Raw genomic sequence first — 24,763 nt, 5'->3', positions numbered from 1 at the left:
TGAATATGGAAGAAAACAAACGCCCACAGCAGGACAGCCCACAGCGCCCGGAAAGCTGGAATCCCGGCACACCGGACGAAACGATGCAGAATATACAGTATACAGAAGGCAATGAATGCGGACCAAACACGGGGAATCCGGCAGACAGTGCGCCAAACGCAGAGAATCCGGAGACCTACCAAAATCCGGCGGGGTATTCTTACGGCCCCGGCGCAGGCAGTGGCTGCGGACCAAACACGGGGAATCCGGCAGACAGTGCGCCAAACGCAGAGAATCCGGAGACCTACCAAAATCCGGCGGGGTATTCTTACGGCCCCGGCGCAGGCAGTGGCTGCGGACCAAACACGGGGAATCCGGCAGACGGTGCGCCAAACGCAGAGAATCCGGAGACCTACCAAAATCCGGCGGGGTATTCTTACGGCCCCGGCGCAGGCAGTGGCTGCGGACCAAACACGGGGAATCCAGCAGACGGTGCGCCAAACGCAGAGAATCCGGAGACCTACCAAAATCCGGCGGGGTATTCTTACGGCCCCGGCGCAGGCAGTGGCTGCGGACCAAACACGGGGAATCCGGCAGACAGTGCGCCAAACGCAGAGAATCCGGAGACCTACCAAAATCCGGCGGGGTATTCTTACGGCCCCGGCGCAGGCAGTGGCTGCGGACCAAACACGGGGAATCCGGCAGACGGTGCGCCAAACGCAGAGAATCCGGAAACCTACCAAAATCCGGCGGGGTATTCTTACGGCCCCGGCGCAGGCAGTGGCTGCGGACCGAATGGCTATGGGCCGAACGGCTATGGGCCGAACGGCTATGGGCCGAACGGCTATGGACCGAACGGCTATGGACCGAACGGCTATGGACCGAACGGCTATGGACCGAACGGCTATGGACCAAATGGCTATGGACCGAATGGCTATGGACCGAATGGCTATGGACCGAACGGCTATGGACCGAACGGCTATGGACCGAATGGCTATGGACCAAACGGGTATGGACCAAACGGCTATGGCTACGGACAGCCGCCCTGCGGACCGAGCCGGTCTGGGCCGAAAAAAGGCCGCGGGCCGATGAACCGCGGCACGCGCATTCTCATTTTTTTACTTGTCATTTTACTGGCGGTCTTTGTGGCGCTGTTTGCGGTTTCTATTTCTTCCGGGCACAGCGGAACGACCGCCCGCTCCTCTTCTTCGCTGCCCTCGACCTCTTCTCAGCCGGGCGGCGGGAGTGAGCAGCCCAGCTCTTCCTCTTCTTCGCAGGTAGAGACAATCCAAAACGGCGGCGAGGCAACCAAGAGCACGATTTCTATCCGCAAAAAGAGCGGCAAGCCCCTGACTGCCGAGCAGGTCTTCAGCAAAGTGAGCCCAAGCGTGGTTGGCGTGCTGGCAAAAGTGCCGCAGGACGGCAGCACCGACGACGAAAGCCAGGGCACCGGCATTATCGCCAGCAGCGACGGCGTTATTTTGACCAACGCGCACGTCATCGGCTACAACGGCAAGAGCAAGGTGACCGTGGCAATCCCCGGCGGCAAAAAACAGTATTCTGCACGCATTTTGGGGTACGATAAAGTAAGTGACCTTGCCGTACTGAAAATTTCTGCTTCCGGGCTTACCGCGGCAGAATTTGGCACCGAGAGCGAGCTGAAAGTGGGCGAGCAGGTGCTTGCCATCGGCAACCCCAGCGGCATGGACTACAGCAACAGCTTGACCGGCGGCTATGTCTCTGCACTTGACCGCGAAATCGCAGGCCACAGCGGAAACGGTATGACCTATATCCAGACCGACGCCGCGATTAACCCCGGCAATTCGGGCGGGCCGCTGTGCAATCTGTATGGGCAGGTCGTGGGTATCAATTCATGTAAAATCATCTCTACCGGGTACGAGGGCATGGGCTTTGCCATTCCTCTGAGCAAGGCCCAGACCATTATCAATGAGCTGATTACCAACGGCTATGTGCCCGGGCGCACCCGCCTGGGCATCACCTGCCGCGCGGTCACGTCGCTGGAACAGCAAATGCTGCATCTGCCCGAGGGCGTGCGCATTCTTTCGCTGGAGAGCGACAGCCCCCTGCGCGCGGCCGGTGTCGAGCAGGGCGATGTGCTGTACCAGTTCGCCGGAAAGAGCGTTTCCTCGACCGACAGCCTGCTCACCCTTTTGGCGCAGCAGAAGCCCGGCGATGAAGTGCAGGTAAAGATTTACTCCGTAAAGCGAAAACAGAAATTGACAAAGAGCATCCGCCTTTTGGAGGACCGCGGCGAAACCGAGAGCGCGGCGAGCTCTTCGTCGAGTTCGGCTTCTTCCGGAAAATAAAGAATTGTAAAAACGAATGACAAACTTCCGCTGTCTGCAAAAACGCAGGCAGCGGTTTTTTTGCGCTTTTTTGTACGAATTTCGATTCTTTATGAAAGATTCGCCTTAAAAAGCGAATTTTACCCGCAGCAGCCGGGTGGGTTGCAGGCAGTGCCTGCCGAAAAGGAGGGAAGCGGGAAATGGATACCCGGAAAGAAGCGCTGCGGGTCTGCCGCGGGCTTGCGCGCGGGAAAATCAACGACGCGGCCGAGCTGCTGTTTTGTCAGCCGGCACCCGAGACGCTGCAAAAGCTCGACCTTTCGTGCGTGACAGAACTCAAGCGCAGCGACAAGGGCGTGGAAATCAAGTTTGCCGACCGGCTCAAAGCCGCGCAGCTTTTGGCCGAGCTGGGCGGGGAAGAGAGCGTGCAGCCGCTGTACACGGCGCTGAGTCAGTCTGCTGAGGACCTGCGCCGCGCACGGGAAAGCGGCGGCGGACATGCGGTTTAGCGAAAAGCAGATGCGCGCCATGACCTGGTGGCTGCCCGGCAGTCCCGACTGCAGCCGCGACGCGCTGATTTGCGACGGGGCGGTGCGCAGCGGCAAGACGCTGTGCATGGGGCTTGGCTTTGTGTGCTGGGCCATGGCGGACTTTACCGGCAAAAGCTTTGCGCTGTGTGGCAAGACGGTGCGCTCTTTAAAGCGAAACTTGGTCACGACGCTGCTGCCGGCCTTGTCGGCGGCGGGCTTTGCGTGCAGCTTTCAAAGCGGCGAGAGCCTTTTGCGCGTAAAGGCGGGCGGCCGGCAAAACCGCTTTTACCTGTTTGGCGGGCGCGACGCCGCAAGCGCCGCCCTGATTCAGGGGATTACGCTGGCGGGGGTGCTGTTTGATGAGGCCGCCCTGATGCCGCGCGACTTTGTGCAGCAAGCCTTGGCACGCTGCAGCGTAGAGGGCAGCCGCTTTTGGTTTAACTGTAACCCAGAGGGGCCGCAGCACTGGTTTTATACCGAATGGATTCGGAAAACAGAGGATAAGAATGCTTTGTACCTGCACTTTACCATGGAGGACAACCCCGGCCTTTCGGAAAAGATGCGCGGGCGGTATCAAAATTTGTATACCGGCGTCTTTTACGAGCGGTACATCCTGGGCCGGTGGGTGGCGGCCGAGGGGCTTATCTACCCCTTTATGACCGAAAAAATGGCCGCGGACGTGCCCCTTTCGTGCAGCAGCTACGCGGTCAGCTGCGACTACGGCACGCAAAATCCGAGTTCCTTTGGGCTGTGGGGCAAAAGCGGGGCCTGCTGGTACCGCGTGGCGGAATACTACTACGACGGGCGCAGAAACGGCCCCCGCACCGACGAGGAACATTACCGGGCGCTCGAAAAGCTTTGCCGCGGGAAAAAAATTGACCGCGTGGTGGCGGATCCCTCTGCCGCAAGCTTTATCGAGACGATCCGGCGGCACGGGCAGTTCCCGGTCGCGCCCGCCAAAAACGATGTGCTGCAGGGAATCCGCCGCACGGGACTGGCGCTTAAAGAGGGCAGGGTGCGCATCTGCCGCGGCTGCCGCGACACCTGGCGCGAGTTTTCCCTGTACCGCTGGCAGCAGACCCGCGAGGCGCCGGTCAAGGAAAACGACCACGCCATGGACGACATTCGGTACTTTGTTTCTACCATTCTGGCGCCCTCTGGCGGCTTTGCGGCGGCGGCGGTGCGCCGGCCGGAAAAGGAGGACAAAACATGATACGCAAACGAAAATCGAGACGGGCGGGCTGCGCGGCGGTGCAGACTGGCGGGGAGGAGCTGCCGTTTTCTGCGGTAGAGCGCTATGTGCCGGCCGCGGCCGGCGAACTGGAACTGTACCGAAAGCTGCGGCTGGCCGTGCCGCTGATTGACGCGGCAGTGGACAAGCTGGTGCGGCTGGTTGGGCGTTTTCAAATTGTCTGCAGCGACCAGGAAACACAGCGCGGGCTGGAGCGCTTTTTGCAGGACGTGCCTGTGGGCGCGGCCGGGGCGGGCGCTTCACAATTCCTGTGCAGCTACTTAGACGAGCTCTTGACCTGCGGCAACGCCGTGGGCGAGGCCGTCGTGCAGAACGGAGAACTGCGCGCGCTGTACAATGCCTCTCTGCGCGACGTGGAGCTGCGGGCAAAATCCCCGCTGGAAATCGAGGTCTGCCGCAGAGAAGCCGGACGCACCGTACCGGTGCGCTACCCCGAACTGGTGTTTCACACCGCGCTCAAACCCCTGCCGGGCAGCGCGCGCGGGCAGAGTATTCTGCAGGGGCTTCCTTTTGTAAGTGGAATCCTTGTGAATATTTTTCACACAATCGGCGTCAACTGGGAGCGCGTGGGCAACGTGCACTTTGCCGTGACCTGCACCCCTACCGAGGACGACCGCGCCTTTGCCGCCGAGCACGCCGACCAGATGGCCCGCGAGTGGGGCCGCGCCATGCGCCCCGGCAGCAAGAGCGACTTTGTGGCTGTGGGCGATGTGAAAATCCAGGCAATCGGCGCGGACGGCCAGATTTTAGACAGCGAGGTCCCTGTGCGCCAGATGTTGGAGCAGATTGTGGCAAAGCTGGGGCTGCCGCCGTTTCTTTTGGGGTTGTCGTGGTCCAGCACCGAGCGCATGAGCAGCCAGCAGGCAGACATCTTGACCAGCGAACTGGAGGCGTACCGCAGACTGCTGAATCCGGTTATCCGGCGTATCTGCCGGCTGTGGATGCGCCTGAACGGACGGGGAGAAGTGCCGTTTCGCATTGAGTGGAACGACGTGACCCTGCAGGACGCCACCGAGCTTGCCACAGCGGCGCTGACCCGCGCAAAGACCGAGCTTATCACGGTGCAGACACAGAAACTGCGGCAGGAACTTTTGGGAAAGGAATGAGAGAATGCAAAACGGATATGTACTGAAAAGCGCCCTGATGCCGGACAAGGCCGATTTGGAAAAGATTAACGCCTACACCAGGCGCCCCTTTGGGGCAGAGGAAGTGTACACGTTTCGCTTGGTGCTGTGCGACAACGAAATCGACCGCGACGGCGAGCGCTTTTCGACAGCGGCACTAGAGGGGCTGGCAAAGCTGTTTTTGGGCAAGACCGGCCTGTTTAATCACAGCATGGACGCGAGAACCCAGAGCGCGCGCATTTACGACACACAGGTCGAAAGCGACCCCGGCCGCAGGACAGGCGCCGGCGAACTGTACAGCCGCCTGACGGCAAAGGCCTATATGCCGCGCACGCCGGGCAACGCCGACTTTATTGTGGAAATTGACAGCGGCATTAAAAAAGAAGTAAGCGTGGGCTGCGCCATGGGCAGCGCGGTGTGCTCCATTTGCGGGGCGGACCGGCGAGAGCACCCCTGCGGTCACGAAAACGGAAAAATCTACGCCGGAAAAACCTGCTGTACGGTCTTGAGTGACCCGCGGGACGCATACGAATGGAGTTTCGTGGCGGTGCCGGCACAGCGGGAAGCGGGTGTAACCAAAAGCTATACCGAAAAAACGGAAAGCGGCCCCGATGACGCTGCATGGGGGCGGCGCTATAAAGAAACGCTGCGGCAGCAGACAGCAAAGGCCCTGTCGCTTGCCTGCCCGGGGCTTTCGGGCGAGGCGGCGCGCAAAATGGCGGCGGGCCTTTCGCCCGAGGAGCTGCAGGCCGCCCACAAAAGCCTTTTTCGTGAGGCAAACCGCCGGCTGCCGCTCTCTTTACAGCTGGCACCTACGGAGGCGCCCCCTGCCCAGGACGATGAGTTTCGCATTTAGCAGCTGGATTGTGGTGTGTCCTGCCCGGCGCGTGTGCCTGCGCTCAAGGCAGGAAAGCAATAGGCAGGTGCCGGCCCCAGAGGTCTGCTAACAGGAAAGCGAGGTCCTGCCCGGCGCGTGTGCCTGCGCTCAAGGCAGGAAAGCAATAGGCAGGTGCAGGCCCCAGAGGTCTGCTAACAGGAAAAAAGGAGAAAAAACATGGAAACAGCAATGAATGGATACGGAGAAAACGCGGCGACTTTTTTGTGTGAAACGAAGCTTGCCCCGGGTGCCCCCGTGATGGTGAGCGCAAACGGAACGGTTGCCGCGGCAAACGGTGACTTTTGCGGGGTGGTGCTGTCGTGGAGGGACGGCGCGGCGGCAGTGCAGCTGGCCGGCTATGTGCGCCTGCCCTACAGCGGCGAAAAGCCCGGCTTTGGCTACCAAGGGTTGACCGCAAAAGACGGAAAAGTAAGCACCGCGGCAGACGCCGCCCCAAAGCGCCTGGTCGTGGATACCGACAGCACCGCTGTCGGCATCATTCTGTAAGGAGGAATTCCAGTATGGCTTTTTACGAAAATCTGCATCTCGACAAGGGCATGTACGGCACCGGAAAATCATTTACCAAGGTGCTGGAGGATTTGGACAGCTCTGAAAATTACCGCGGCACCCCCCTGGAACATCTGGACGCCTATCAGCGCCAGCTGAAGCGCTTTGATATTCATGTGAACGGCACCGGCAGCGACCGGGTCGAAAAGTTCTTTCAGACCGGCGACAGCGCCGCCCTTTTTCCGGAGTATGTCTGCCGCGCGGTCCGGCAGGGAATGGAGCAGGAAAACCTGCTGCCAAACCTGGTGGCTACTGTAACAAACGTGGAGGGGCTGGACTACCGTACCATCGTCAGCGCACCGCTGGAGGACGAAAAACGCCTGAAGCGCGTGGCAGAGGGCGCCGCAATCCCACAAACCGTCGTGCGCACACAGGACCATTTGGTACACCTGCACAAGCGCGGCAGAATGCTGGTGGCAAGCTATGAGGCCCTGCGCTTTCAGCATTTGGATTTGTTTACCGTCACACTGCGGCAGATCGGCGCGTATATCGCCCGCACACAGATGGGCGACGCGGTCAGCGTGCTGCTCAGCGGCGACGACGGCACCGACAAGGCAGAGGAAATCAATGCGGGCGGCGCGCTGTCGTACAGCGCCCTGCTTTCCCTGTGGGGCAAGCTTTCGCCGTACCGCATGAACGGCCTTTTGGGCGGCACCGCCGCAGTGCAGAAGGTGCTGGGCCTTGCCGAGATGCGCGACGCACAGGCCGGGCTGAATTTTCAGGGCACCGGCACCCTGGTGGCGCCTATGGGCGCGCAGCTTCTGCATGTGACCGACGTGCCCGACCAGAAGCTTATCGGCATTGACCGCACCTGCGCCTTGGAGATGGTGCAGGCCGGCGATGTACAGACCGAGTACGATAAACTGATTGACCGGCAGCTGGAGCGCGCAGCTATCAGCACAACCGCCGGCTTTACAAAGATTTTCAGCGGCGCTGTAAAAGTGCTGTCCTATACAGCATAAAACAGCGGCCCGCGGGTGGGTGGGTTTGCGGAAAAGCACCCTTGCACGGCCTTGACCGCGGCGGGCGGTCTTGCAGAAAAGATTCTTTGCAGAGGGAAAGGGGAATTCTGTATGGATATTGAAAATGTACTGAAACGGGTGCAGCTTTTGCACGGCCTTGACCGCGGCGAAGCAGAGGCGTACCGGCCGCTGGCCCAGGAGGCAGCCGCGCGGCTGGAAAAAAGCCGCGTAAAACCCGGCGGCGACAGCCTTTTAGAGGCGGCAGCAGCCGCGCTGGTGCACTGGCAGCTTTGCCTTTTAGAGCCGGCCGGCAGCTTTACCGCCGGCGACGTGCATGCGGCCGACCCCGATGCGCGCAGCGCAGCCAAGGCCCTGTGGCGCTCGGCTTTGGCGGGGGCGGCGCCGTACCTTGCCGACGAAGGCTTTGCCTTTCGGAGTATGCCATGACGCGGGCGCAGTTTGTGCGGCAGATGCTGCAGCGCGCCGGGGCACAGGCCGTGTGCGGGGAACAGCGGGCGCCCGCGGTGCTGCGGCCGCTGCGCGCGCAGGACGAGACGGACCCCCGGCGAATCGCCACGGTGGCGGCGGGCTTTTTTCCGAAAGAGGGCGACACGGTTTTGTACCGGGGGCAGCCGTACACGGTGCTGCACCGGCGCAGGCGCTTTTTCGGCGGCGAGGAAATCTTTGCCTTGCTGACGCTGGAGCCAGAGGGTGAGGAGGCCAAGCTGTGACGGACGAGCTGATGACGCCACTGGAGCAGCAGAGTGAAACTTTGGAGCAGCAGAGCCTGCGCTACCCCAGAGCCCCGCGGGAGGAGTGAGAAAATGCAGAATTTTTATATGGGCTACCGGAATTTTACATTTCCGCGTCTACCCGATACCTTACAGATGACAGACGAAAAGTACCTGAAAGCACTGGCACGCCCCGAAAACAGCGACACCCTGCAGGAGCTGGGCAGGCACGGGCGAATCATCACGGGCAGCGGGGCCTTTGCGGGGGCGCACGCCGCGGCGGATTGGCGGGCGCTGTGCGCCGAATACGAGAAAGGCGGCCCGGGGGCGCTTTCCCTGCCCGGGCGGCCGGCGGTGCAGGCACTGTTTGAAAAGCTGACGCTCGAAAAAGCCCCGCGGCAGGGCTTGGTTTCGTACAGCTTTGTCTTTTGGGAAGTGGAGCCCCCCAAAGCCCAGCGCACCTACACCGCAAAAGCGGGCGACTGCCTGTGGAGCGCCGCCGCGGCCTGCGGGGTCACGGCAGACAGCCTTTTTGCGGCAAACCCCGGGCGCATCCGCTGGGCAAATGAGCTGCCCGCCGGGCTGAAGCTGGTGGTGCTATGAAATGTATTCTGTATGATTCCTGTACCAAAGATTTTCTGCTGCCAGAGCCACTCAGCCTGACTTTGCAGAAAGACGAGGACGCCCCGGCCGACAGCTTGACAGCGGCCTTTGCCCTGCCGCAAAAGGTGCCCGGCGCCGCCTTTTGCCGGCTGCAGGACGAGGCCGGCGTGTGGTTTGACGGCGTGACCGACACCCTGCGCGAGACGGTCGGGGGCGGGCGCACGCTCACACTTTCGGCACGCAGCCGCGCCGCCCTGCTTTTAGACAGCGAGGCCCTGCCGGTGACGTACGCGCGCCCGAGCCTGCGGCAGCTTTTTCGCAGCATCGCCGCCCCGCACGGTTTTGCGGGCATTGCCGGCGAGCAGAAAACCTTTTACAGCCAATATGAAATTCCCTCGGGTACAAGCGAGTGGCAGGCGATAAACGGCTTTTGTCAAAGCTTCTTGGGTGTGCCGCTGCGCGAAGAAAACGGTGCCTTGTCTGCCCAGACCCCGGCAAAGACCGCCCCGCTGCTTTTGGGCGGGCAGGGCACGGCGTATCTGCAGCTTTGCTGCACCCGCCGGCTGTACCGAAAGTGGTCGGAAATCTGGGGAATGCAGAATGGTTTTTTGGTGCAGTGCGCCGGAGACAGCGCGCTGGAAAAGCGCGGTATTCTGCGCAGAAGTGTCAGCGCCAACCCCAAAAGCGCCGCGCTGCGGGCCGAAAAACAGGCCCTGCAGTGGACCGTGCTGTGCGCCGGCTGGCTGAGAGCAGAGCCGGGACAAGAGGCGGTGCTGTGCCTAGAGAGGGGAAACCTTTCTTTACAGGTGTCACAGGTACTGTACCGCGCGGACATGAGCAGCGGAAAGACAACGCGCCTGCTTTTGCGAGTGCGGACAGCGTAAAAAGGGGGAAAGCACCATGTGGATTATTGAACAGCTGCTGCAGGAAAACCAGAGCCGCAGCGCCGCCCAGATGGGCACGGCGACAGGCAGCGGCAGCGTGCAGACAGCGGTCTCTGCCGAGAGTGCAAAGCTGTGCGGCCCGTGGGGGATTGAGTGGAATGCCCCCGCGGGCAGCGAGGCCGTGCTGGTAAAGACCGACAGCGGCAGCGTGTGCCTTGGCACAGCAGCCAAAAGCACGGACCTTGCGCCCGGCGAGCTGCGGCTGGTGTCGCAGGGCGGGGCGGAAATCTACCTGAAAGAGAGCGGCGAAGTGTACATCAACGGCCAGCGCTTTGCCCCAAAGGGAGGCGCATAATGGAGCAGAAACTGGAAAACGGAGACTACCTTTTGGCGCCAAACGGCCTTGCCCAGAGCGTGAGCGGCGATGCGGCGCTTTTGCAGCACGCCCAAAACAGGCTTTTGGCACGCCGCGGGCAGTTTGTGTACAACCCGCAGTTTGGCAGCCGCCTGCATTTGGTACGGCAGGGCAGCCCCGCCGCCCTGCAGCAGGCCATGCGCTTTGCGCAGGAGGCTCTGGCGCCGCTGCTGCCGCGGGCCTTTGCGGCCGCGGTGCGCTTTGGCGCGGCGGGGGTCTTTGTGCGGGTGCACGCGGGGAATTTGGAAAAAGAAGTCTTAGTGACAGCGGAAGAAAGCGGGTACGAAGATGATTCTGTATGAAGATTTGGTACAGCAGATGCAGAAAAGCTATGCGGAAAAGACCGGCGCGGCGGCACCGGAGGACAGCGACACCGGCGTGCGCTTTCGGGTGCTGGCGGGGGAACTGTACAGCCTGTGGGGCGGTATCGAGTGGCTCAAAGCCTCGCTGCTGCCCCAGACCGCCGCGGGCGAAGAACTGGAGAAGCTGGCCGCTAAAGAGGGGCTTTCGCGGATCGCCGCGGCAAAGGCCGTGGGAAAAATCCGCTTTACCAAAACAAGGGAGAGCACCATCTTTACGGCTTTGGTGCCGGCGGGCACCCGCTGCAAAACAGCCGGCGCCAATCCGGTCGTATTCGAGACCTTAGAGGAGGCAGAACTTGCCCTGAGCGGCGGCGCAACAGCCGAGGTGGCCGCGCAGGCGGTGGAGTCCGGGGAAAGCGGCAATGTACTGGCCGGCGCCATCTGCACACTGCAGGACGCAAACCCCTATGTCGCCGCGGTCAGCAATCCGGCGGCCTTTTCCGGCGGGCGCGCACAAGAGACCGACGACGAGCTGCGCGGGCGCTTGCTGGCGGCCCAAAAAGCGCCGCAAAACGGGGCCAATGCCGCCTTTTACCGGCAGCTTGCCCTGGGGCAGGCCGGCGTGCAGAGCGTTTGTGTACAGCCCGCCGTACCGGGCAGGGGCGAAGTGACCCTGTGGCTTGCGGGTGCGGGCGCCCCCGCCGGCAGCGCCGCGGTAAAGGCTGTGCAGGACGCCGCCGAAAAAGCGCGCGAGCTGGGCAGCGCCGTGCACGTTTACCCGGCAAAGACAGAGGCGGTCCCGCTTACGGTGCTGGTACAGAAAGCAGCCGGGCAGGAGGATGCCGCCGTACAGGCCGCCGTAAAGGCGGCCGCTGCCCAGTGCTTTGCAAAGCTGGCGGTCGGCGAAAAGATGAGCGCCGCGCGGCTTTGCGCGGCGGTGCTGCAGACCGGCATGGTTACAGACATGGAGCTGCCAGAGGGCACACAGTTCCCTGCAGTCCCGGCGGACACACTGACCGTCTTAAAAGGGGAAACGGAAGTGGAATGGATATGAAACCGCAGCTGAGTATGCGGCAGAAAATGCTGCCGCTCAGGCTTTACGACCTGCAGAAAAGCGGCAGCCTGGCGGGTGCCGAAGTGGATGCCTGCGCCGATGCGTTGCAGGCGGCCTATGACGCGCTGCTTACCTGTGAGGCCGAGGCCTTTTTAGCCAGCGCCCAAAGCTGGGGGCTGGCCGGGGCGGCCGGTGCGCTGGGCACAGCTGACGGCGGCACGCTCTGCCGCGGCACCGCCCTTTTCCTGCAGGGCACAGCCGCGCACCGCTGCGGGCGCGCCGCCTTTTTGCAGCTTGCGCGTGCGCTTGGGCTGGATGGCCCGCTGTACGAGGACCCCGCCGGGCAGCAAGTGCTGTTTTGTGCGCAGAAGGAACCGGAACAAACGGCGTTTTTAGTGCGTATGCTGCGGCAGATGCTGCCCGCGCAGCTGGCGGGCGCGATTGACCTGCGCGGGCAGGAAAGCGCATGGGCCACCCTTGACAGCGCCGGCCTTTCCTTTGCACAGCTGGACGCCCGCGCCCTGCCGTGGAGCACCCTGGACGGCACACAAATTTATTTTTAACGCTGCTTTGGCAGCTTTTTCTATAGATAATTTTTACAGCTTTGTTTTGCAAAAGACTTGGCAGACTAAAGGAGGTAATACAGAATGCCATCCAGCAAAAAGACAGCCCACGGGCTGAACCTGTGGGGCGCCGATGACCGCCCGATGCGGGGGGACTTTGTCAGCGACAACCAGCTGACAGACGACCTGATTTCCAAGCACATGGCCGACACCACCCTGCACAAGACCAAAGACGACCCCACGCCCCTGGACATGGGCAACTATACCGGCAGCGGCGGGGATACACAGGTGATAGCGCTTTCCTTTACGCCGCAGGCGGTGTTCCTTTACCCGGAAAACGACAGCCCCCTGCAAAAAGATACGGCCGGCAGCCTGGTGCTGTACGCCGCCATGGTCAGCGGCGAAGACTACGGCGCCGGCGTGTATATAGACGGCAGTACCTTTGTCGTGATGAACAGCACCGCCGCCGGTGTGCACAGCAAGCTCAACGAAAAAGGCCGCACCTACCGGTACCTTGCATTCCGCTGACAGACAGGGTACAATAAGCAGATAACAGACGAATTTACGGGAAATGTACAAAAAGAGGGGGAAAACAGCAGCATGTATGAAAATTGTCAGGAACTGCCGCGGGCGCTGCTGGTGGAGTGCGACACCGGCGCGTACGACGCAGAAGCCTCTTTGGCAGAGCTGTACGAATTGGTGCGCAGCGCAGGTGCCGAGCCTTTCGGCGCAATGACCCAAAAGCGCCCTTCACCGGACGCCGCCACTTGTGTGGGCAGCGGCATGGTGCAGCAGATTGCGCAGTTTTGCAGCCAGTATGGGGTGGAACTGCTGATCTTTGACCGCGAGCTCAGCCCGACGCAGATACGCAACCTAGAGGAGAAAACCGGGGTGCGCGTGGTCGACCGCACCATGCTGATTTTAGATATCTTTGCGGGCAGCGCCCGCACCCGCGAGGGCAAGCTGCAGGTAGAGCTGGCCCAGTTAAGCTACCTTTTGCCGCGGCTTGCGGGGCGCGGCACAGCCCTGTCGCGCCTAGGCGGCGGTATTGGCACGCGCGGCCCCGGCGAAACCAAGCTGGAGACAGACCGCCGCCATATCCGCGGGCGCATTCGCTACCTGCAGCAGCAGCTGGACGAAGTGGAAAAGCGCCGCCGCCAAATCGACCGCCGCCGCGAGAAAAACGGCGTGGTCACAGCGGCACTGGTGGGGTACACCAACGCAGGCAAAAGCACCCTGATGAACGCCCTGACCCACGCGGGCGTTTTGGCTGAGGACCGCCTCTTTGCTACCCTGGACCCAACCGCGCGGGCGCTGCGCCTGCCAAACGGCTTTTCGGTAATGCTGATTGACACCGTGGGCCTGGTGCGCCGCCTGCCGCACCAGCTGATTAAGGCCTTTCGCTCTACGCTGGAGCAGGCGGCGCAGGCCGACATTCTTTTAAATATCTGTGATGCCTCCAGTCCCGAGGCACAGACCCACCTGCAGGTGGCAAAGACGCTTTTGGGGGAGCTGGGGTGCCGGGGCACCATGATTCCGGTACTCAACAAATGCGACCTGGTGCCGGGGCTGCAGGAAATGCCCCAGATAGGCCCGGGGGTGCGCATTAGCGCCAAAACCGGCGCCGGCCTGCCGCGCCTTTTGCAGGAGATGCAGCGGGCGCTGCCGGTGCAGGTGCAGAAAGTAGAGCTGCTGCTGCCCTTTTCCCAAAGCGCCCTTGCCGCGCGTATCCGTGAGCAGGGCGCCGTGCTGCAAGAGGCATATACCCCCCAGGGACTCGCGCTGCAGGCCTTTGTCGGGCCGGCGCTTTTTCCCGCGGTAGAGCCGTTTTTACAGAAAAACAGTGCCGGAAAAACATAAATTTCAGTAAGCCCGCTGCGGGGAATTTCCTGTGGCGGGCCTTTCTGCTGTAAATGTGTACAATATTAGTTAGTAAAATTTTAACGCAAATCGCGGCGTCCCCGCTTTCTTTTTTCTGTTTTGGTTGGTATAATAGCAGGTAATAGCATACAATGAAGTCTAAATACGGAGGAACGCACAATATGGAAACACTGCTTCACCGCGCCTTTCTGCACGGCGGCGACTATAACCCCGACCAGTGGCTTGACCGGCCGGAGATTTTAAAAAAAGATATTGCCCTGATGAAACAGGCGCACGTCAACTGTGTTTCGCTGGGGATTTTTGCGTGGTCTACCTTAGAGCCGCAAGAGGGCGTGTACCGCTTTGAGTGGCTCAAGCAGGTCATCGATACCCTGTACGAAAATGGCATTTACACGGTTTTGTCCACCCCAAGCGGCGCCCGCCCGGTGTGGATGGCGCACGAGTACCCCGAGGTCCTGCGGGTAGACGAGACCCTGCACCGCAACCATATGGGCGGCAGGCACAACCACTGCTATACTTCCCCCGTGTACCGCAGGCTGGTGTGGGAAATGGACACCCGCCTTGCCCGGGCCTTTGGTCAGCACCCCGGGGTGCTGATGTGGCATATTTCCAATGAATTCGGCGGGGCATGCTACTGCCCGCTGTGCCAGCAGGCTTTTCGCGAGTGGCTGCAGGAAAAGTACAAGACCCTACAGAACTTAAACCGCCAGTGGTGGGCCAGCTTTTGGAGCCATACCTACACCGACTGGCAGCAGATAGAGGCCCCCGGCCCGCGCGGCGAAGAGATGCTGCACGGCCTTTCTTTGGACTGGAAGCGCTTTGTCACCGCGCGCACCGTGGACTTTTGCGCATGGGAAAAGAAAGCAATCCGTGCCGGCGGGTCTGACCTGCCCGTGACCACCAACCTGATCGGCCTGTACAACGGCCTGGACTACACGAAGTTTCGCGACGTGTTGGATATTTATTCGTGGGACAACTACCCCGCGTGGCGCTGCGGCGAAAGCGACACCAAAGTCGCCATAGACACGGCCTTTACCCACGACTTTGTACGCGGCATGCAGCGCAAGCCGTATTTGATGATGGAAAGCTCCCCCAGCCGGGTGAACTGGCGGCAGATCAATCCCCTGCGGGCGCCGGGAATGCATGAGTTCACTTCCCTGCAGGCAGTGGCGCACGGCTCGGATTCGGTACAGTATTTTCAGTGGCGGCAGAGCCGCGGCGCTTCCGAAAAATTCCACGGCGCCGTGGTAGACCACTACGGCGAAAACGACACGCGCGTCTTTGGCGAGGTGAGCGGGGTGGGGCAGCGCCTGCAAAAGCTTGCGCCGCTGTGCGGCAGTGAGCTGCACCCGCAGGCCGCCGTGCTGTATGACCGCGAAAACCGCTGGGCGGTCGACGCCGCCTGCGGCCCACGCAACAACGGCACCATGCACTACGACGCCACCGCGGTTGCCCACTACCAGGCGTTTTGGCGGCTGGGCATTGATGCCGATGTCGTCTGTGAAGACGACGACCTTTCCGGCTACCGGCTGGTGATTGCGCCGATTCTGTACCTGCACCGTGCGGGCATTGCCGAAAAGCTGCGCCGCTTTGTCGCGGCGGGCGGCACGCTGGTCGGCACGTACTGGAGCGGCTTAGTCAACGAAAACGACCTGTGCTTTGAGGGGGCAACCCCCGGCGAGGGCCTCAGCGAGGTCTACGGCCTGCGCACAGAGGAAACCGATGCCCTGTACGACGGCCGGCAGAACCACATGACGTGGAACAACAAGCGCTATGCGCTGCGCGAAATCTGCGAGCTGGTGAAGCCCCTAGGCGCCAAGACGCTGTCGGTGTACGACGAGGACTTTTACGCGGGCATGCCGGCGCTTACCGTGCACCCGTACGGCAAAGGCACCGCCTATTTTCAGGCTGCCCTTGCAGAGGACGCTTTTTATCAGGACTTTTACAGGGAATTGACCCAAAAGCTCGGCATCCGCCCCGCACTGGGTGCCACCCAGCTGCCGCAGGGCGTGACCGCCGGCTGCCGCGAAAAAGACGGCCAGCGCTTTCTGTTTGTACAGAACAGCACCGACACCGCGGTTTCCTTTGCACTGGACACGCCCCGCCGCAGCTTTGAGACCGGCGAGACCCTTTCGCAGGTTTCCCTTGCGCCCTACGGCACAGCGGTCTTGACAGAGCCGGCCGGGAAGTAAACATTTGCGTAAAAAGTCATTTCTTTTTTATCAAATTGAATAGAATAGAAAAAGACAAGAAAGGAGGCAGGAAAATGGCAACTTTGCGTGAAATTGCAGAGCAGGTCGGCGTGTCTATCGCCACAGTTTCGCGGGTGCTCAACCAGGACCCGCAGATCTCTGTCAATGAAGAAACACGCCGCGCCATTTTTGAGACGGCCGATCAGTTCCATTATAAGAAGAAAAAAATCTACCCGATTATTTCAAATGTTGCATTCCTTTACTGGATTTCTCAGGAAGAGGAACTCAACGATATTTACTTTAAATCCATTCGGGTCGAGCTGGAAAAGCAGGCAAAGGCCCAAAACATCGGCCTGGTGCGCTACGAAAAGAAAGACGGCATCAAGACCGTGGCAGAGGATACGGCGGCTTTTCTGGCGGTGGGGCGCTTTCAAAAAGAAGAATTGGCGTACCTAAACAGCATTACGCCCTGCGGCATTTTTATCGATACTTCACCCGACGAGAGCCGCTACGACTGCGTGCGGCCAAACCTGCACTCCATGGTGTACCAGATTATTGACTACCTGCTGCAGCTGGGGCACCGGCGCATTGGCTTTTTGGGCGGGTGTGACTACGACCCAGACACGGGCGAAAAAACAGAGGATATCCGGCAGGAAGCCTTTCGCGACTGCATGAGAAAGCGCGGCCTGCTGCAGGAAAAGTATATCTTTCTTGCCGACCACTTTACGGTAAGGGACGGCTACCGCCTGGCAATGCGCGCAATCGACAAACTGGGCGCGGACGAAATGCCCACGGCTTTTTGTGTGGCGAGCGATCCCTTTGCCATTGGCGCGCTGCAGGCTTTTAATGAGCGCGGGTGGGCGATTCCGCAGCGGGTCAGCTTTTTCAGTATCAACGACATCGGCATTGCGCAGTATGTTTCGCCGCCGCTCACCACGTTTCATATTGACACCGAGCTTTTGTGCAGCACGGCCCTGCAGCTTTTGCATGAGCGCCTGCTGCAAAAGCGCACCGCCGCCAAGTGCGTGTATATCAACGGCAAAGTCATGATGCGCAAAAGTTGCGCACCCTGCCCGGAAAAGTAAAAAACAGCGTTTTGCAGATTCCCGCTTCGGCGGGAATTTTTTTTGCAGATATGTAGACAAATTTCATAAAAATAATTGACATTTAAGCGAACAAACATTATACTATGTGCAGTAAATATTTTAAGAAAGTTAGATAAAATATTTACTTAAACAATTTGGGGAAGCGTTCGTATTTTTGCAACGAGAAAGGAAGAGATCGTATTGAAAAAGGAATTTGTAAAAATCGGCTGCGGCGTGTTGGCTGCAGCCATGCTGACCGTGAGCCTTGCAGGCTGCGGGGACAGTGGCACCACCTCATCGTCTGCTGCGGCTGCTTCGACAGGCAGCAGCTCGGCGAAACTTTCCGGCAGCATTACGGTTGCCGGCTGGAACGACGCCGCCACTGCCTTGACAGCAGAGGCAAAGGAGTTTATGAAAGAAAACCCCGGCACCACTGTTACAGTACAAAATGTAGACAGCAACTACACCAAGCTTTACTCAGAGCTGGCAGCAAACGCCAATGTGCCGGACGTTGTGCAGATTCAGAACCGCGACATGCAGTCCTTTAAAAACAAGTACCCCGACGCATGGACCGACCTGACCGACCTTGTCAAGCCGGAAGAGAAAAACTTTGCCTCCACCGTGCTGCCGCTGGTAAAGACCGACAACAAGTACTGGGCTGTGCCGTGGGACCTTGGCCCGAATGCGCTGTACTACCGCAAAGATATTTTCCAGAAAGCCGGCGTGGACGCCAATTCTATTAAGACCTATGACGACTACGTTGAGGCGGGCAAAAAAATTTTGAAAGCCACCGGCGGCAAGACCAAAATGCTCGGCTTTGACTACAGCGGGTCTTCTTCGGACGATACGCTGATGATGCTCTTAAACCAACAGGGCGGCAGATTTTATGACAGCAACGGAAAAGTGAAGCTCGACTCTGCAGAAATGATAAATGCAGTTAACCTGATGAATAAAATGAAAGCCGCGGGGATTACCCAGAACCTTGCAAACGAATGGAACGACCGCATTACCGCGACCGAAAACGACCAGATCGCAACCATTCCGTATGCAGTGTGGTACGCGGGCACAATGGAGACCTCTAACGCCGACCAAAAGGGCAAGTGGGGCATTGTGCCGCTGCCGGCCTTTACTTCTGGCGGAAACACACAGGCAAACCTGGGCGGCTCTGTGCTGGCGGTTTCTTCTCAGACACAAAATGCAGACCTTGCAAAGGCTTTCGTTAAGTTCTCTCTGATGAGCAGCACCGGCAACAAAATCAACTGGGAAAGCGGCAAGCTGTTTACTTCTTACACGCCGTCTTACCAAGATGCCGAGTACAAAGTAGTCGACTCTTACTTTGGCGTTTCGGTCGGTGCAACCTTCTCAAAACTGACAGAAAAAATCCCTGAAATCACGTTTGGCCCGTATTTCACCGATGTTAACAACGCGCTCAAGACCGCCGTAGGCAACGTCTTTGTCAAGAGCCAGGCGCCAGCCCTGCTTTGTCCGAAGCAAACACCACCGCGCAGAAAGCTGTCGACAACGAGTAAATCCGGCGCAGACAGGAGATGTCTTTTGTGAAATATCGATTAAAGCAGAAATTTGCTCCCTTTATTTTCGTCGGCCCGTTTCTGATTTTCTTTATCATCTTTATGGCGTACCCGATTCTGTATTCGCTGGTGCTCAGCTTTTGCAAGTACCGCGCGGGGCACATCGCCTTTGTCGGGCTGAAAAACTACGCGTATTTGTTGACTGAAAAGCTCTTTTACCAGTCTTTGGGCAACACTTTCGTAATTTTGATTATTCAGGTGCCCATTATGACCGTGCTGGCACTGGTGCTTGGCAACCTGCTCAACTCGGCGCTGATTAAGCTCAAGGGTGCCTTCCGCATGTTTACCTTTATGCCGGTGCTGATAGACTCGGTCAGCTACTCGATTGTGTTTATGCTGCTTTTCAGCGAGAACGGCGGCTTTATCAACAGCATGATCAGTACCCTGGGCGGCAGCCCGCAAAAGTGGTTTTCCAGCGGACCGCTGGCAGTGCTGCTGATTATTTTGGCGCTGACCTGGCGCTGGACCGGCTACAACAGCCTGATTATGCTGGCAGGTCTGCAGAATATTTCCCCCGACCTGTACGAGGCTGCCTCTATAGATGGCGCCAATAGCTTCGTCAAGTTTTGGAAAATCACTATTCCGCAGCTGAAGCCTGTCATTATCTTCTCTATTTTCAACTCGATGAACGGCACCCTGCAGCTCTTTACAGAGCCGCAACTGCTCACCCAGGGCGGCCCGGCAAACGCCACCCTGACCACGGTGCTGTACCTGTACCAGGTAGGCTTTAAGAACTTTAACTTTGGCGTAGCATCGGCCGGCTCGTATATCCTTGCAGTCATTATTGCCATTTTCACGCTGATTCAGCTGCGCGTGACAAGGGAGGACTGAAGAAATGAAACATACCGCCGCAAAAATCGCCATTTACATTGTCCTCATCGTGGCGTCTGTGATTGCGCTGTTTCCGTTTATCTGGACTTTTATCGCCGCGACCCACAACAACGCACAGATTTTCAACATGAAGTTCACCTTTCTGCCGCAGTCACACTTTGGCGACAACCTAAAACAGCTGCAGACAAGCGTGCCAATTTGGAAAAACCTTGGCAACAGCATTTTTATCACCGTGACCTACACGGTCTTAATCATTTTGCTGGACTCTATGGCGGGCTTTGGCTTTGCCAAGTACCACTTTAAGGGAAACAAGACCATCTTCTTTATCTGCCTGATTACCATGATGATTCCGCCGCAGGTGACCATGGTGCCCCTGTATATACAGATGAACTCTATGCACTGGGTCAACACCCCGTGGGCGATTATCGTGCCGGGGCTGGCCTCGATGTTCGGCGTGTTCTTAATGCGCCAAAACTTCGAGCAGTTTCCAAATGACCTGATAGAGTCGGCCCATATCGACGGCGCCGGCGACCTGCGTGCCTTTTTCCAGATTGTGCTGCCAACCATGAAGCCCTCTCTGGCTTCGCTGGGTATTTTAACCTTTGTGCAGCAGTGGGGCAACTACATGTGGCCGTTGATTGTGCTGAACAAACAGAGCAGCTACACCTTGCCCCTGTCGCTGGCCATGCTGGTGGCGCCCGGCAATGTCATCAACTACGGCTCTATTATGGTTGGCGCGGTCATCACGCTGCTGCCGGTGCTGATTTTCTTCCTGATATTTCAGAAAAACTTCATCGCGGGTATGCTCAGCGGCGCCGTAAAGGGATAAGCTTTGTGCACCAACAATTTAGATTACATAAGCGGAGAACAAAATGGATAAATTTGTACTGAATATTGTACACCGGCCCGAAATGGTGCCGGAGTACGCGGAAAAAGTGACCGGCCAGGGGAAAAAGGAAAACATCGGCCGCAAAAATCTGTTGACTGAGTCCCTGGATATTTTTAAGCTGCAGCAGCAGATTGCCCACGAAAACGGCTTTAAGACCACGATACAAATGACCTACTCCAGTCTGTTTAATGACGAGGCGGTCGCTTTGGCAAAAGAGCACCACCAGACCTATGGCGACGAGATTGCCCTCAGCTTTTTGGGCCTGCCCTGCAAGCAGTTTCGGGAAAAGTACAAAACGCATGATTTCTGTATCTGGATGTTTTCCAAAGAGGACAAAAAGTCTATTGTAGACGATGTCTTTGGCAGATTTTATGAATGCTTTGGCTTTTACCCGCAGTCGACCGGCTCCTATTATATGGACTCTGACCTGCTGTGCTACATCAAGGGAAAGTACCCAAGTGTCAAGTGCGCCGTGGCCACCTGCTGGGAAGAGGGCCCCAAGGCCTACCATACCTGCAATGACTCCTGGTACACGTTTCTTGACGGCGGCCCGTGGAACCCCTGGATTCCCTCTAAGCAGAACACCCACGCCCCCGCCGCCAATCGGGACGAGGATATCGGCATTGTCGGCATTCCGCATCTTTCGCGCGACCTGCTGGCCTGCTTTGACGGCAACGGCTCCAACTTTGGCACTCACCCGCAAAACGTGCTGCGCGGCATGATCTACAAAGATGGCAAGTACCCGTACCTGTACAACCTGATTGACCAGTACCGATCCCTGAAAAAGTACAACAACGGCTACGCCTACAATATGATGTTTGTCGGCCCCGGCTGGATGAACAAAATGGGCCGCTGGGAAGCCCCCTATGAGCTTTTGGTGCAGAGCTACCGCGACGGCATGGCCTACTATGCCTCTTTGCGCGACAAGGGCGAGCTGCAGGACATGACCATGGGCGAGTTCGCCAATTTTTACCGCAGCTGCCACACCTACCAGCAGCCGGAGTGCGCGCTTTGGCGCGACATTCTGTACGGCTCACGCAAGCAGCTCTTTTGGTATGCCGACCCCTACCTGCGCACCTGCGTGGATATGAACCAGGGCGGCGCGCTGATTGATCTGCGCCCCTATGTAGCAAAGCTGCACCGCCCCGTGGGCATTGGCACCAAGCATGTTGTAAATGCTTCTTACCCCTTCTTAATACAAAGCATGTACCGCGCCGGCTACTTTACCCACTACGCCGGCGAGGGCACCATAAAAAGCTGCAAGTTTTCGCACAGCGGCGAGGAAGTGGACCTTTGCCTGTGCCGCACGCAGGCAAAGTATTCGCAGCAGGGCACGACCCGCTTCTTGACCCTGGACCCGGTGGAAATCGTGTTTCAGGACTTGACCGTAAAGGTGCAGACCGTCTTTGCCTTTACAGAGGGCAGTGCAGAAATCAAAATCACCCGCCGGATTCTTGACATGAGCGACCCGCAGGCCGCGGTTTCCTTTAATGAGTACATGACGGCCTGCTACGGTACCACCGAGTACCCGGAAGATATGACCTGTGTGCGTCTGTCGGCCAAGGGCAGCGAGGAAAAATCGCTGCAGTACGCCTATAAAGACCGCGAACTGGCCGTCGCTGGGGGCAGCAGTGCCACAGCGGAGATTCCGCCGATTGACACCCGCGTCAGCGTGCAGACACAAATGCCGGCCGTACAGACCTATGCCCACGAAGGCTACGCTTTTTCGCCCATGTTTACCCTGGGCGTGCGCGGCAGCGTGAAAAAGGGAGAGGAGATTGTTACATGGCTCAGTCTGGAAAAGGAAAGCTGAATTACCGCTGCCCGTCCTGTTTCATGCGGGACCTCGACATCGACATGTTTTACGACAAAGAGAAAAAAGAGTATTACTGCCTGCGCTGCTGCTTTACCGGCACCGAGGAAGAGGTGCTCAAGCTCAACGAAACGGCACGTTTCCGCTACAAGAATATCTCTGACCGCATCACGAATTTTGACTAAAGCATAAAGAAAGCCCGCCGCGTTTTTCCGCGGCGGGCTTTTGTGCTGCCTTTTACGGCTGCAGCACTTTTTCAATTTCCCCGACGAACAGAATATGGTAGTCTTTGCCGGGGTACCAGCGGGTGTCGAGCGCGGGGTCTAACAGGCCCTTGGGGTCCATCGGCTGGCGGTAGAGCTTTTTGCACACCAGGGTCAGCGACGCTTCCCGGTAGACCGGCAGCGGCTGCTGCGGCAGCAGCGTAAGCCCCGCCGCGGCAATTTTTTGGTTTTCGCCGCCAGAGTGGCTGCCGCAGTAGTTGAGCGCGGCGCGGTACTTTTCATCAAAAAAGCTGAGGGTGTAGCGGCCCTCAGTCTCTAAAAACTGCAGGGTGTGGCGCTGCGGGCGAATGACGATTGCGGCCACGTTTTTGCCCCACATCACGCCCAGCCCGCCCCAAGAGGCGGTCATGGCGCTGCACTTGCTGGGTGTACCGGCGCTTACCAGCATCCAGCCTTTGCCGATTTTTTGAAACGGCCCAAAAGAGAGGGACTCGGCTGTTGTTTCTTTCATGGTCAAAACCTCCGTATCTGCAAAAATTCTGTAGGCATAAAATTAGTATAACACATTTTCGCGGGCACAAATGCCAAAACCCGCCGAAACTTTGCTGCACAGAGCGGAACCTGACCGCAAACAGGAGAAATTTCTGTACAAAATTCATAAATATGAATAAATATGCAAAAAACACTTGAATTCTTGCACTCTCGATGTATAATAGAAGCATCAAAAGCAAAAACAAACAATTACATAGCAGAAAGCGGAGGGCTTACATCATGGATAAAACAGCAATTAAAAAGGTTGTACTGGCATATTCTGGCGGACTGGATACTTCAATTATTATTCCATGGCTGAAAGAAAACTACAATAACTGTGAAGTGATTGCCGTGGCGGCCGATGTCGGCCAGGGCGCGGGCGAGCTTTCCGGTTTGGAGCAGAAAGCAAAGGCCACCGGCGCAAGCAAGCTGTACATTGCCGACCTGAAAAAGCAGTTTGTTGAGGACTACATTTGGCCTACCGTAAAGGCAGACGCTGTCTATGAAAACAAGTACCTTTTGGGCACCAGCTTTGCACGGCCGCTTATCGCCAAGCGCTTAGTTGAAATCGCCAAGGCCGAGGGCGCCGACGCTATCTGCCACGGCTGCACCGGCAAGGGCAACGACCAGGTGCGTTTTGAGCTTTCTATCAAAGCTTTTGCGCCAAACATGCCCATTATTGCCCCGTGGCGTGAGTGGAAGCTGAAGTCCCGTGATGAAGAAATCGACTACGCCGAGGCACACAATATTCCGCTGAAGATTACCCGCGCGACAAACTACTCGAAGGACAAAAACTTGTGGCACCTTTCCCATGAGGGCCTCGACCTTGAAAATCCCGCAAACGAGCCGCAGTACAACAAGCCCGGTTTCCTGGAGCTGGGCGTTTCGCCAGAGCAGGCCCCCGACAAGCCCACCTATGTAACCATTCACTTTGAAAAGGGCGAGGCCACTGCACTTAACGGCCAAAAGCTTTGCGCGGTCGACATCCTGAGCCAGCTCAACAAACTGGGCGGCGAAAACGGCGTCGGCCTGGCCGATATCGTTGAAAACCGCTTGGTCGGCATGAAGAGCCGCGGCGTATATGAAACACCCGGCGGCACCATTCTGTACCATGCCCACAATAAACTGGAGGAAATCTGCCTGGATAAAGACACCTATCACTACAAGCAGGGCATCGGCGACAAGTTTGCCGAGCTGGTGTACGACGGCAAGTGGTTTACTCCCCTGCGCGAGGCGCTCTCTGCATTTGTCGACAGCACCCAGCAGACCGTTACCGGCGACGTGAAACTGAAGCTTTACAAGGGCAACATCATCGACGCCGGCGTTACCAGCCCCTACAGCCTGTATGATGAAGATGTCGCAACTTTCAGCGCAGACCAGGTGTACGACCAGAGCGACGCCAACGGCTTCATCAATCTGTTTGGTCTGCCGATTAAGGTGCAGGCTGTCAAGAAAGAGCAGTGGGCCAAGAAACAGTAAAAATCCGGTTCTTCCATTTAGATAAATCGTTACTCCTTTTGTTCTTTTTCAGCTGTCATATTATGAAAAAACAGAAAGCAGATTAGGCGGACACCAATGT

26 protein-coding genes are annotated in these 24,763 nt (G+C 58.2%); 25 read left to right on the top strand and 1 reads right to left on the bottom strand.

The genetic code is table 11. From position 1 onward, the window contains the following. Nucleotides 1–5: 5 nt before the first annotated feature. The 24 genes from LKE53_09305 (at nt 6) to LKE53_09190 (ending at nt 22,614) form a co-directional block, all read left to right on the top strand. Nucleotides 6–2,306: a trypsin-like peptidase domain-containing protein gene (locus LKE53_09305; GenBank protein ID MCH3972937.1), complete on the top strand. Its 2,301-nt coding sequence runs from the start codon at nt 6–8 to the stop codon at nt 2,304–2,306. Between the two features lie 179 nt (nt 2,307–2,485). Then, complete coding sequence (locus tag LKE53_09300; GenBank protein ID MCH3972936.1) at nt 2,486–2,794, top strand: terminase small subunit; 309 nt, start codon at nt 2,486–2,488, stop codon at nt 2,792–2,794. Beyond that, a complete protein-coding gene (locus LKE53_09295; GenBank protein ID MCH3972935.1) occupies nt 2,784–4,028 on the top strand; it encodes a PBSX family phage terminase large subunit in 1,245 nt (414 codons plus the stop codon). The genes LKE53_09300 and LKE53_09295 overlap by 11 nt, the downstream gene beginning before the upstream one ends. Next, complete coding sequence (locus LKE53_09290) at nt 4,025–5,173, top strand: serine/threonine protein phosphatase (protein ID MCH3972934.1); 1,149 nt, start codon at nt 4,025–4,027, stop codon at nt 5,171–5,173. The genes LKE53_09295 and LKE53_09290 overlap by 4 nt, the downstream gene beginning before the upstream one ends. 4 nt (nt 5,174–5,177) lie before the next feature. Continuing rightward, the gene (locus tag LKE53_09285; protein ID MCH3972933.1) at nt 5,178–6,047 is read left to right on the top strand and encodes a hypothetical protein; all 870 of its coding nucleotides are present in this window, start codon (nt 5,178–5,180) and stop codon (nt 6,045–6,047) included. Between the two features lie 198 nt (nt 6,048–6,245). Next, nucleotides 6,246–6,575, top strand: coding sequence for a hypothetical protein (locus tag LKE53_09280; protein ID MCH3972932.1), 330 nt, complete (start codon nt 6,246–6,248; stop codon nt 6,573–6,575). Nucleotides 6,576–6,589: 14 nt separating this feature from the next. Further along, nucleotides 6,590–7,597, top strand: a complete 1,008-nt coding sequence (locus LKE53_09275; protein MCH3972931.1) for a phage major capsid protein — start codon at nt 6,590–6,592, stop codon at nt 7,595–7,597. Nucleotides 7,598–7,708: 111 nt separating this feature from the next. Continuing rightward, a complete protein-coding gene (locus tag LKE53_09270) occupies nt 7,709–8,044 on the top strand; it encodes a hypothetical protein (GenBank protein ID MCH3972930.1) in 336 nt (111 codons plus the stop codon). Next, nucleotides 8,041–8,328: a hypothetical protein gene (locus LKE53_09265; protein MCH3972929.1), complete on the top strand. Its 288-nt coding sequence runs from the start codon at nt 8,041–8,043 to the stop codon at nt 8,326–8,328. The genes LKE53_09270 and LKE53_09265 overlap by 4 nt, the downstream gene beginning before the upstream one ends. Before the next feature lie 93 nt (nt 8,329–8,421). Continuing rightward, entirely contained in the window at nt 8,422–8,931 is a 510-nt protein-coding gene (locus LKE53_09260; protein ID MCH3972928.1) for a LysM peptidoglycan-binding domain-containing protein, read from the top strand. Next, entirely contained in the window at nt 8,928–9,815 is an 888-nt protein-coding gene (locus LKE53_09255) for a hypothetical protein (protein MCH3972927.1), read from the top strand. Before LKE53_09260 ends, LKE53_09255 begins: the two co-directional genes overlap by 4 nt. A 16-nt stretch (nt 9,816–9,831) precedes the next feature. Next, complete coding sequence (locus LKE53_09250) at nt 9,832–10,170, top strand: hypothetical protein (GenBank protein MCH3972926.1); 339 nt, start codon at nt 9,832–9,834, stop codon at nt 10,168–10,170. Next, nucleotides 10,170–10,532, top strand: coding sequence for a hypothetical protein (locus LKE53_09245; GenBank protein ID MCH3972925.1), 363 nt, complete (start codon nt 10,170–10,172; stop codon nt 10,530–10,532). Before LKE53_09250 ends, LKE53_09245 begins: the two co-directional genes overlap by 1 nt. After that, nucleotides 10,519–11,586, top strand: coding sequence for a baseplate J/gp47 family protein (locus LKE53_09240; protein ID MCH3972924.1), 1,068 nt, complete (start codon nt 10,519–10,521; stop codon nt 11,584–11,586). The genes LKE53_09245 and LKE53_09240 overlap by 14 nt, the downstream gene beginning before the upstream one ends. Next, nucleotides 11,577–12,149, top strand: a complete 573-nt coding sequence (locus LKE53_09235) for a hypothetical protein (GenBank protein MCH3972923.1) — start codon at nt 11,577–11,579, stop codon at nt 12,147–12,149. The genes LKE53_09240 and LKE53_09235 overlap by 10 nt, the downstream gene beginning before the upstream one ends. Before the next feature lie 84 nt (nt 12,150–12,233). After that, nucleotides 12,234–12,677 carry a hypothetical protein gene (locus tag LKE53_09230; protein MCH3972922.1) on the top strand — a complete coding sequence of 148 codons (444 nt, stop codon included), beginning with the start codon at nt 12,234–12,236 and terminating at the stop codon, nt 12,675–12,677. 72 nt (nt 12,678–12,749) lie between these two features. Beyond that, a complete protein-coding gene (gene hflX / locus LKE53_09225) occupies nt 12,750–14,009 on the top strand; it encodes a GTPase HflX (GenBank protein ID MCH3972921.1) in 1,260 nt (419 codons plus the stop codon). 182 nt (nt 14,010–14,191) lie between these two features. Beyond that, nucleotides 14,192–16,222, top strand: coding sequence for a beta-galactosidase (locus LKE53_09220; protein MCH3972920.1), 2,031 nt, complete (start codon nt 14,192–14,194; stop codon nt 16,220–16,222). Nucleotides 16,223–16,296: 74 nt separating this feature from the next. Further along, nucleotides 16,297–17,307, top strand: a complete 1,011-nt coding sequence (locus LKE53_09215; protein MCH3972919.1) for a LacI family DNA-binding transcriptional regulator — start codon at nt 16,297–16,299, stop codon at nt 17,305–17,307. A gap of 201 nt (nt 17,308–17,508) precedes the next feature. After that, nucleotides 17,509–18,867 (top strand): sugar ABC transporter substrate-binding protein, encoded by a 1,359-nt coding sequence (locus LKE53_09210; GenBank protein ID MCH3972918.1) that lies wholly within the window; start codon nt 17,509–17,511, stop codon nt 18,865–18,867. Continuing rightward, a complete protein-coding gene (locus LKE53_09205) occupies nt 18,864–19,727 on the top strand; it encodes a sugar ABC transporter permease (protein ID MCH3972917.1) in 864 nt (287 codons plus the stop codon). Before LKE53_09210 ends, LKE53_09205 begins: the two co-directional genes overlap by 4 nt. A gap of 4 nt (nt 19,728–19,731) precedes the next feature. Next, nucleotides 19,732–20,556, top strand: a complete 825-nt coding sequence (locus tag LKE53_09200; protein ID MCH3972916.1) for a carbohydrate ABC transporter permease — start codon at nt 19,732–19,734, stop codon at nt 20,554–20,556. Nucleotides 20,557–20,599: 43 nt separating this feature from the next. Beyond that, the gene (locus LKE53_09195) at nt 20,600–22,429 is read left to right on the top strand and encodes a hypothetical protein (protein ID MCH3972915.1); all 1,830 of its coding nucleotides are present in this window, start codon (nt 20,600–20,602) and stop codon (nt 22,427–22,429) included. After that, a complete protein-coding gene (locus LKE53_09190) occupies nt 22,402–22,614 on the top strand; it encodes a hypothetical protein (GenBank protein ID MCH3972914.1) in 213 nt (70 codons plus the stop codon). Before LKE53_09195 ends, LKE53_09190 begins: the two co-directional genes overlap by 28 nt. Before the next feature lie 52 nt (nt 22,615–22,666). On the opposite strand, the gene LKE53_09185 is transcribed toward LKE53_09190, so the two are convergent. Next, nucleotides 22,667–23,164, bottom strand: coding sequence for a flavin reductase (locus tag LKE53_09185; protein MCH3972913.1), 498 nt, complete (start codon nt 23,162–23,164; stop codon nt 22,667–22,669). Between the two features lie 260 nt (nt 23,165–23,424). Here LKE53_09185 and LKE53_09180 point away from each other — a divergent pair, with 260 nt between their 5' ends. Further along, entirely contained in the window at nt 23,425–24,663 is a 1,239-nt protein-coding gene (locus LKE53_09180; GenBank protein MCH3972912.1) for an argininosuccinate synthase, read from the top strand. The last annotated feature ends 100 nt before the right edge of the window (nt 24,664–24,763 follow it).

Source organism: Oscillospiraceae bacterium (assembly GCA_022483045.1).
Taxonomy (GTDB): Bacteria; Bacillota; Clostridia; order Oscillospirales; family Acutalibacteraceae; genus Caproicibacterium.
Note: the sequence above shows the minus strand (reverse complement) of the source record. Positions and strands in the feature narration are given on the sequence as shown.